General features: G+C 64.0%; 8 protein-coding genes. 3 read left to right on the top strand and 5 right to left on the bottom strand.

Features of this window, described 5'->3' with window-relative positions:
• Position 1 precedes the first annotated feature (1 nt).
• The 3 genes from ACFHYO_RS06460 (at position 2) to ACFHYO_RS06450 (ending at position 3,162) form a co-directional block, all read left to right on the top strand.
• Entirely contained in the window at positions 2-820 is an 819-nt protein-coding gene (locus ACFHYO_RS06460; RefSeq protein WP_394319184.1) for an ATP-binding cassette domain-containing protein, read from the top strand.
• Positions 820-1,611 carry a metal ABC transporter permease gene (locus ACFHYO_RS06455; RefSeq protein ID WP_394319182.1) on the top strand — a complete coding sequence of 264 codons (792 nt, stop codon included), beginning with the start codon at positions 820-822 and terminating at the stop codon, positions 1,609-1,611. The genes ACFHYO_RS06460 and ACFHYO_RS06455 overlap by 1 nt, the downstream gene beginning before the upstream one ends.
• Positions 1,612-1,890: 279 nt before the next feature.
• Positions 1,891-3,162: a site-specific integrase gene (locus tag ACFHYO_RS06450; protein ID WP_394319180.1), complete on the top strand. Its 1,272-nt coding sequence runs from the start codon at positions 1,891-1,893 to the stop codon at positions 3,160-3,162.
• Positions 3,163-3,856: 694 nt separating this feature from the next.
• Here ACFHYO_RS06450 and ACFHYO_RS06445 read toward each other — a convergent pair.
• From ACFHYO_RS06445 to ACFHYO_RS06425, 5 genes are all read right to left on the bottom strand, one after another.
• On the bottom strand, positions 3,857-4,087 hold the full coding sequence (locus tag ACFHYO_RS06445) for a hypothetical protein (RefSeq protein WP_394319178.1): 231 nt from the start codon (positions 4,085-4,087) through the stop codon (positions 3,857-3,859).
• Positions 4,088-4,217: 130 nt separating this feature from the next.
• Positions 4,218-4,379: an ATP-binding protein gene (locus ACFHYO_RS06440; RefSeq protein WP_394319186.1), complete on the bottom strand. Its 162-nt coding sequence runs from the start codon at positions 4,377-4,379 to the stop codon at positions 4,218-4,220.
• A gap of 274 nt (positions 4,380-4,653) precedes the next feature.
• Entirely contained in the window at positions 4,654-5,964 is a 1,311-nt protein-coding gene (locus ACFHYO_RS06435) for a type ISP restriction/modification enzyme (RefSeq protein WP_394319176.1), read from the bottom strand.
• A complete protein-coding gene (locus tag ACFHYO_RS06430) occupies positions 5,943-8,024 on the bottom strand; it encodes an N-6 DNA methylase (RefSeq protein ID WP_394319174.1) in 2,082 nt (693 codons plus the stop codon). The genes ACFHYO_RS06435 and ACFHYO_RS06430 overlap by 22 nt, the downstream gene beginning before the upstream one ends.
• Positions 8,025-8,456: 432 nt before the next feature.
• The gene (locus ACFHYO_RS06425; RefSeq protein WP_394319172.1) at positions 8,457-9,152 is read right to left on the bottom strand and encodes an anti-phage protein Upx-like protein; all 696 of its coding nucleotides are present in this window, start codon (positions 9,150-9,152) and stop codon (positions 8,457-8,459) included.
• Positions 9,153-9,225: the final 73 nt, after the last annotated feature.

Here is a 9,225-nt window from a genome sequence, read left to right as displayed (position 1 = left end):
GCTGGCCGCCGCGCCGCGCGTGGCCCCGCCCGCGCCCGCGCGTGACGTCGCGCCGCGGGTGCGGCTCGCCGAGACCGGCGTGACGCTCGGCGGCCACGCGGTGCTGCGCGACATCGACCTGACCGTGCGGCGGGGCGAGATCGTCACCGTCCTCGGCCCCAACGGCTCGGGCAAGACGACGCTGATGCGGGTCATCATCGGCGCGCTCGCGCCGTCCGAGGGGCAGGTCTGGCGCGCCCCCGGCCTGCGCCTCGCCTATGTCCCGCAGCGGCTGGCCGTCGATCCGACCCTGCCGATCAGCGCCGCGCGGTTCCTCAACCTCCCCCACCGCCGCCCCGCCGCCGCCGTCGAGGCCGCGCTGGACCGCGCCGGGCTGGCCGGGCTCGGCCGCCGCCCGCTCGCCGCGCTCTCGGGCGGGCAGTTGCAGCGGCTGTTGCTGGCCCGCGCGCTGATGGGCGCCCCTGACCTGATGATCCTTGACGAGGGCGCCGCCGGGCTCGACCAGCCCGGCGTCTCGGCCTACTACGCCCATATCGAGGCGGTCCGCGCCGAGACCGGCTGCGCGGTGCTGATGGTCAGCCACGATCTGCAGATCGTGATGCGCGCCTCGGACCATGTGATCTGCCTCAACGGCCATGTCTGCTGCGAGGGCACGCCCGAATCGGTGTCGCTCTCGCCCGCCTACCGCGGCCTCTTCGGCGCCTTCGGGGGCGGGATGCCCGAGGGCGGGGCGCTGGCGCTCTATCGCCACCACCACGACCACACCCACGCCGACGGCACCCCCTGCGCCGGCCACGACCACGGCGAGGATGCCGCCTGATGCTGAGCGACTTCATGATCCGCGCGGCGCTGGCCGGGGTCGGGCTGGCGCTCGCCTGCGCGCCGCTGGGCTGCTTCGTCGTGTGGCGGCGGATGGCCTATTACGGCGACGCCACCGCCCATGCGGCGCTTCTGGGCGTGGCGCTGTCGCTGGCGTTCAGCCTGCCGCTGGTGCCCTCGGTCGTGCTGGTGGCGCTGGCGATGGCGGCGGCGATCTCTACCCTGAGCGGCCGGCAGGCGGTGGACACGATGCTGGGGGTGATGGCCCACAGCGCGCTCGCCGCGGGGCTCGTCGCGGTGTCGTTCCTGCACGGCGTCCGCAGCGACCTCAGCGCGTGGCTGTTCGGCGACCTGCTGGCCGTCACCCGCGGCGATCTGGTGGTGATCTGGGCGGGCGCGGGGGCGGTCGTGGCGCTGATCTTCTGGCGCTGGTCGCGGCTGTTGCTCGCGACGCTCTCGCCCGAGATGGCGGTCGCGGACGGCGTCAGCCCGCGGGTCGAGCAATGGGTGCTGAACCTCGCGCTGGCGCTGGTGGTGGCGGTGGGCATCCGCATCGTCGGCGCGCTGCTGATCAGCGCCATGCTGATCATCCCCGCCGCCGCCGCCCGCCCGCTCGCCCGCAGCCCCGAGGCGATGGTCGCGGCCACCGCCCTGACCGGCACGGCCGCAAGCCTCGGCGGCCTGGCCGCGGCCTGGCACCTCGACACGCCGGCAGGCCCCACGATCATCTGCGCCGCGGCGGTGATCTTCGTCCTCGCCACGGCGCTGAGCCTCGGCCGGCGCACGGCGTGACGCCGCGCTGTGCCGCGGCACGGCCGATAGCCACCGTCCCGGCGGGGGCGCTGCTGCGCGACTAACGCTGTAGGAGGAAAGTGGCGGACCCGGAGCGATTCGAACGCCCGACCCCCAGATTCGTAGTCTTGGGACGCCGTGTTTCACGGTCTTTCACCTAGTTTCTTGAAGCTGCCCTTTTCTTCGCAATTCCAGCATGCTATCCACGCGCCAGATTGTCTGGGGTTTCACCCGGTTACTTGATCGGTGGTAGCCCGGTGGTAGCCCAGGACGCGCGGCATGTCGGATAAGGTGAAGATCACGAAGCGCGCGGTTGACGCCTTGAAGGCGACCGATACCCGCTATGTGGCGTGGGATACCGACCTGTCCGGGTTCGGGGTGCGCGTCGGTCCGACGGGCGGAAAGACCTATGTGCTGAAATACCGGGTCGGTGGCGGCCGTGCGGGGCGTGTGCGCTGGGGTGTCATAGGACAGCACGGCCCACTTACCCCCTACCAGGCCCGCGACATAGCGCGGCGCTGGGCTTCGGAAGTCGCTGCTGGCCGCGACCCAGCCGGGGAAAAGCAGGACCGCCGGGCCATGCCGACAGTTGCCGCCCTGATGCAGGATTATCTCGACAGCCATGTGAAGCTAAGGAACAAGCCCAGCACGGCGGCTTATGTGCGCAATCTGGTCGAACGTATCATTTCCGCCGATCCTATCGCCAGGCTGAAAGTGTCCGACGTCGCAGCGTCCGATATTGCCCGCCTGCAAGCCCGGCTTTCGCAAACCCCCACAACCGCGAACCGGGTTCGCGCCGCCCTTTCCACCGCATTCGGCCTGGCAGAAACGTGGGGCTACAGGCCCCGGAACAGCAACCCGTGCAAGGAGGTCGACAAGTATCCCGAACGGGCAAAGGAACGATACCTGTCCCCCGCCGAGTTCGCGGCGCTTGGCGATGCGCTGGACAAGGCGGATCGTGGCTGTCTTTACATCGAGGAAGGCGGAAAGCAGCGCTTGCGGCTGGTCGGCAAGTCGGCCGTGGCGGCCATTCGCCTGATGATCCTGACGGGCGCCCGCCGCGGTGAAATCTTGGGGTTGCGCTGGGAATGGATCGACTGGCAGGCCGCGCATGTTTCCTTGCCGGACAGCAAGACGGGGAAGAAGCGCATCCTTCTGAACCCGGCCGCGCTGGCGATCCTTGAGGGGCTGAACGTGCCCGGCAACAGCAAGTGTTATATCATTCGCGGGGGCGCCGGAAACGACCCCGAAACTCCCCTCGTCAACATCAAGGACTCGTGGGGCGCCATCCGACAGGCCGCCGGGCTTCAAGATGTGCGCATTCATGACCTGCGCCATTCCTTTGCGTCGGTAATGGTCTCGGCCGGCATGTCCCTTCCGATGATTGGCGCTCTGTTGGGCCACACCGACGCCAAGACGACGCAGCGATACGCCCACCTAGCCGCCGACCCGTTGCGAGCGGCCGCAGACAAAGGCGGCAGCGCCATTGCGGGCCATCTGAACGCGGGCAAAGGGGGCTCGGAAGTGACTAGTATGCGCAGGCGCGGATAATGTCGCGGCGCGCAGACTGCCGCGACGGATACGCTAACGTCGGCCAAGACGAGACACGTCCAGCAAGCTGGGCCAACAATGGCCCGCCCCGCTGGCGTGTGCCGCGATCAAACAAGACGGCGCAGCCGGCCCTGGTGTGACTTGCGGTCCCGGAAGATCGCTCAGCGCCCCTCACTGTCGCCGGCCGTATGTCATGACGGGCAATTCGCCCGTCCATCGCAACCCATACTCCCCTGGCTGGCTGTCTGGTTGGACAGGCGGTTCTGCGTCCCGCCCCGTCGCCTTGCGGGTTGATGTGTCGCTGCCCTGTCCCCGTCACGCCGTCCCAGAATCGCATCCCTACACGCGGGAATGTGCGCATCCTGTGAAAGACTGTCCGCAAACGGCCCAAGCATTTCCGTTCGCGGTCAACAATGTGCAAGTTTCGGAATTTATCGCCATGCACCCCGAGGAAACTCGGTGCGATACAGGGGGCGACCCTGTAAGCTCATGCGAGGACCATGCCATGACCGACATTGATCTTCACCCCGACAGACTTCTGACGCGGCCGGAAGTGGTTTCACACTTCGGCTTGTCGCAGCGCCTTCTGGAGGTTTCCGCCGTCCGGGGCGATGGGCCTCCGATGATTAAGATCGGCAGGTCGGTGCGTTACAATGTGGCCGACCCTGCGCGCCTGGATCGGCGCCCGCCGGGTCTACTCAACGTCGGGCGCGTAGTTGTCATGTGCCGAGATGGCGACCCCCGGCGCCGTGGCCGCATGCCCGCATTCAAGGAACTGAACGCCGGCTGCCTCCAGCGTCAACCGGACAAGCTTTATGGTGGACGCTTTGCCGCTGCCTCGGTCCAGCCTGTTCAGCGGATTGCGGTGCAGTCCGGTCATGCGGGCCAGGTCGGGATTGGACAAAGACAGGGCGGCTTTTGCCATCCTGAATTGCTGGGGTGTCACGGGTTCTCTGCCTTCTGGTGCATGCATCGCGCCAAACCATCACGCGCCACGCCTCAGACCGCCACGCCCCACGGCCGAGACCAACAGGCGCAGCGGCCAAGACCATCACCTAATCGCCAACGCCTTTGCGTCGGCGTGATGGTCCATCGAGTTCGATGCGATGCGCCGCCGCCGTGAGCCGATCCAGATCGGCATCGGCGATGGCCGCGTCGCCGATATAGTCGTGCCAGTTGGCCACGGGCATCCGCCCGCACACGATTGTCGCGCTCAGCCCGACCAAGCGCATCCTCGGCCTCGGGCGCTTGCGACTGCGCGGCCCGACCGGAGCCAGAGATGAATTCCACCTCGCCGCAACAGCCCAGAACCTACGCAAACTCGCAAAGCTGGTCACTGCTCCGCCAAAGGTGGCGTGATGCCGACGCCTACAAAGCTCCGCCCGAAAACAGGCGCGATATCCGGGGCGAGTTTTTCAACACCATGGGCGGATAGTAGCCATTCGCTGCGAATAGTGCGAATGGCCAATTTGGAGGTAACATAACGCGCGGTCAGTCGTCGTCGCCATCGTCGTCTTCGTCGTCCCCGCCGAACAGGTCCGGTTGGTCGTCGGAGGCCGCAGCCTTACCCGAAGCCTTACGTTGCTCAGCCGTTGGCGCGGGCAGATCGGCGGCGGCGAAGCACGGCCCGGCGACAACCTTGCCCAGCACCTTCTCTAGCTCGGGCTCCATCGCAAGGGTCGCTTCCAGAACCCAGAGCAGTTCCAGAAATTCGTCGCTCAACCGCGCGGTCCAACGCTCGGGATGTTCTTCGTCTAAGGGCGACGATTTTCTTCCGGCTCGCAGTTTCATCCGGTAGGCCAGCCACGACTTCACGACCTCAAGGCCGGACACCTCGAAGTCCCAGACTTCGGGCGCGACCGGGCCGAAACGACCGTCGCCCACGGTAATCTCGCGCTTCGCGGGATCATAAGCGTACTTTTCGGGATAGTGCGCCGGGTCAGACGAGACGCCCTTGATTGTCGTCGCCTTGCCCTGCGGCACCTCATCGCCGCGCCCATCGCCCCGGAAACGCTCGGCATAGGTATGCAGCCAAATCAGCTTGCGGCCCAGTTTCGCCGCCTCGGCAAAGGTCGCGCCGTCTTTCGTCATGGGGACACGCGGGCTGGGGGTCTCAAGTTCGTTCCAGAAACGCCGGGTGTAGGACTGGCCGCCGAGCAGCGCATAGGCGTAGGCAGCCAAATCCTCGGGCGACGGTGTGGCGCCATATTCCTTCCCGAGCGCGTCCAACAGCCCGGCGGTCACGTTGGGTTCGGTCCCTTTGGCGTCCCGGTAGAGGGGGAATATATCGCGCACGCCGTAGGAACCACGGACGATATGGCAATCAGGCAGATAGATAGTGCTTTGCATAGCGGAACCGTTTGCCAACGGCACCGCTGACAGAGACGTGAGGAACACTTGCTTTTCGGAGATAGTGTCCCACAGTGGTTGCCTTAGCCGGTCACCAAATCTAGTATCAATAATTGCCCAAGCGCGGTCAAAACTACGAAATCCAAATCGCTCGATATTCAGATTTGCGATGTCCTCTTCGGTCAATCCATCAATTGGCTTCTCACCGCCGCCCGGCATATCAGAGGCATATCGCTTGCCAATCTTTCTGTGCGCGCTTTCCTTAAAGAGAGACTTCTTTCGCGCAGTGGCCGCAGCAACGATCTTTCCAACGCGCCGCCTAAGCAGTTCTTCTGTCGGCGCAATCGGCCAGCCGCGAAACCATTGGGTGCCGTTATAGCGCCAGGGAAATACATCGACTAATTTTGGCCAATCGAAGAAATCTCCCTTACCTATCGGCAAGAAGGGAGCCATCCAATCGCTTTCGCAGTCTCGCCATTCGAAGCCAGAAAACCTTCAAAACCTGCGAGTCGCGCCAGCTTCTCCTCTCGGGTCGGTGCGTCGATATTCACATAATGAGTCTTAGCTGGGGCTTCTTTGTCACCTTTCTTTCCCCGCACACCTATGGTGATTGCCACCGGCGTTTGGATATTAAAGACATTTGGCGTCGTCCGCGTGCCAAGGTTATCGCCGCCTAGGTCGATCACCCAAATCTCATCAAACGTGCGCCGCATTACTTCGCGCACACCTACAAAGCCCGGCCCGGCGACGAAGCTCGACGCAGTAATAAATGTCACTATCCCTCCTTCATTTTGCTGTTCAAACATTCTCCAAAGCGCCCAGCGCCAAAAATACAGGTAATCATTATACATCACCTGCAAATAAACGCCGTAACCTGCGGCTCGCGCCGGTTCGAGAAAATCGTCAAATATCGGCTTCTGCCCTTGTTCTTCCTGCTTGGCACCGCCCTTTATCTGGTCGCCAAAACGAACCCATCCGCCCTTTCTTTCTTCATCTGGCGCATCTTCTTCAATGCGTTGCCGATCATAGGGCGGATTGCCGAGGCACACGAGAATGTCGCCGCCCTGCTTCACTTTCCGCGCGGCCTCGTGTTCCTGGGTCAATGCCTTGTGCGTCAGGTCCAGTCCGCCCGGCGGGGCCTTGTTCGGGCTCGACAGCGTGTCGGCCAGGTAGATGTTCAGCCGCTTGCCGAGCTTTTCCTCGGGCTCGCCCGCCGCCGCCTTGGCGTCGTTCATCGCGCCTTCCAGCGCCTGCGTCAGCCGCAGGTGGGCAACGGCGTAGGGGCCGACCAGCACCTCGAACCCATGCATGTTCTCGGCCATCTGCCGCGCCCGGGCCGCGACCGCGCCGGGGCCGGACCGCTTGCGCACCTTCTCCAACCCGTGCTTCACCGCCGCGACGGGATAGGTGCCGGTGCCCACGGCGGGGTCAAGGAACACCACCCCATCGTCGGCAAAGCCCAGCTTCTTGCCGAACCGCTTTTCCAGCAGTTCCGAGGCGAGGCGCACCTGCAATTCAACGACCTCGCGCGGGGTATAGTAGACGCCGTAATCCTTGCGCAGCTTGGGGTCGTAGGCGGCGAGGAAGTCCTCATAGAAATACAGCCAGAGGTCGGGCTTCGATTTCAGGAAGTCGTGCGGGTCCAGCGCCTCAAGCGACCGGCGCAGCATCTCGAACCCGACCACCAGTTCATCGCGCGCGGCCTTCTGCCCAAGGAGCTCAAGGGTCCGGGCCAGCAGGCCATTGTTCGCGTCCAGCGTTTTCGCGGCCTCTGCCGGATCCAGCTTCGTCGCGCCGGACAGGCGGGCCAGCAGCATGGCGTAGGTCACGGTCTGGGCGTAGGCATCCGCGAACTTGGCGTCGTCGGAGTCGGGAAAGAAGAATTGCCGCCACTCGTTGGCGAGAAGCCCGACCGCCGATCCGGTCTGGGCCAGCGCGTTTTCCACCTCGGAGCGCAGGAACCGGGTCAGCGGCGCAAGGTATTGGGCCAGCGGCGTCGGCTGGTGCGGCACGACCGGCTTCCAGCGCAGGAACGGTTCTAGCAGGCGCGCGAGATCGGCCAAATCGGTTCCGCCGATGGCGGCCTTTCCCTTCACGGTCGGGTCGTCGGTCAGCTTCACGATGGGGAAGCCGTCCGGTCGCTCGCCCGAATGGTAGAGCGCCCATTCCTGCCCGTCCGTATAGATCAGGTTCGGCAGACCCTTCAGCTTGGCCCACTGCTTCTTGTTGTGGTCGCCTTTCAGCTTCGGCGCGTCGGCCCCGAGGCCGGGGGCCTTCAACTCGACGTAGCCGCAGATCAGGCCTCCTACGTAGATCGCTATGTCGGGCCGGACCTTGTGTTCTGAGAGGTGCGTCTCAGTCCGGGTCTCGACCTTTAGCCCCAGCTTCGCGCCAGCGGCGACGAGAAGCGCCGCCACATCGGGTTTCAACTGGTCCTCGGGCGAGGCCGTGCCGGTCAGCGCAAACTTAGCCTTAAGGTTGTCCGCGAATTTCTCAAGATCGGCTGCGTCCACTGCCCCACCCCCACAACTTGTTCGTGTTTCTCAAGGAATAGCAGATGGTTGTGCCCAAGGATATAACGTAGGCGAGATATTCCGGGATGGCGGCCGAGGCTGACGTTGGTATAGTCGCCAGTGAACGTCAGCTTTGGGCCGGCTGCGTCGACACGATGGCGCTGGCCCCGAGGAAGAGCTTGCCGCGTTGCCGCATGACGGCTTGGGGCGGAGAGCGGACTTGCGGCAACGCAGCAGGTTGTTCCACAGTATCCCGGACTCTACCCATAGGGCCCGACCGCGAACGACGTTCCAAGTGTCGAAAACTACTGCGGTGGCCGACCTTAACTTAGCGTCCGAAGTTGGTCTAATTGGTGAACGCGAAATGGATCCCGAGATACGATCGGCATGTTGATCCGAAAGCACCGTACCAAACATTATGCCCAATAGTCTTCATAACTCAGACAAGCGCTGGAATGTTAGAAGGCGTGCAGATTTCTCAATCTGCTGCGACGCATAGAGCATCGGTACAACATTCGAGAATACCACAGCACCTTCGATGTTCCCGGAGCCCAAGCCAGTGTAAAGCTGAAACCCGCGGAGTTGCTGCTGAGCCAAGGCCAACCGGTTCAGGTGTTTCGCTAGCAGGTCGGGCCGTCCCTTTTCATCTAGCCCGCCGCGGACCTTGGAGAGCAGCTTGGCCGTCTCGCTTGGCGTTTTTGCAAGTTGGAGGTTCTTGCACTCAATCAGAACGATCCGCCCATCTGCGCGCCAGGCCAGGACGTCGATGTCTCCCGGGTTTGTAGCGAGGCCACGCCCTAGTATCTCGGAGAACTCCTTGCCTTCGGCAGTCTGCCACCCCAACCCGCGTAGGGTACGCGCCACCTTCTCCTCGAATTCCTTCGCATCCCTGTCTTGGATTAAGTTCCACCAGCTTCGCATGGTGCCCGACAGTAGGTACTCCTGGTCGATCTCGGCGCCGTAATAGTTGTGCATCATCGTGAGTAGCGACTCGCGGAGCACCCCCGGCACGACAAGGATGAGTGCATTTTCGTCATGATCGAGCCGAAGGAGCGGTCGTCGGTAGACCGCTAAACGGCGCCGGAAACGCCAAGGTTGACGGTCCTGGTCGCGGTAGGGCGCCGACACGACCTTCCAACGTAACCATCCGGTGTCGGCCGCATATGGGCGCTGTTAGGTCATGGGCTTCGAGGCTTTGGGT

The sequence above is a fragment of the Paracoccus panacisoli genome (genome assembly GCF_042435015.1).
Classification (GTDB): domain Bacteria; phylum Pseudomonadota; class Alphaproteobacteria; order Rhodobacterales; family Rhodobacteraceae; genus Paracoccus; species Paracoccus panacisoli.
The sequence above is the reverse complement of the archived record's forward strand: the minus strand, read 5'-3'. Positions and strand labels throughout refer to the sequence as shown.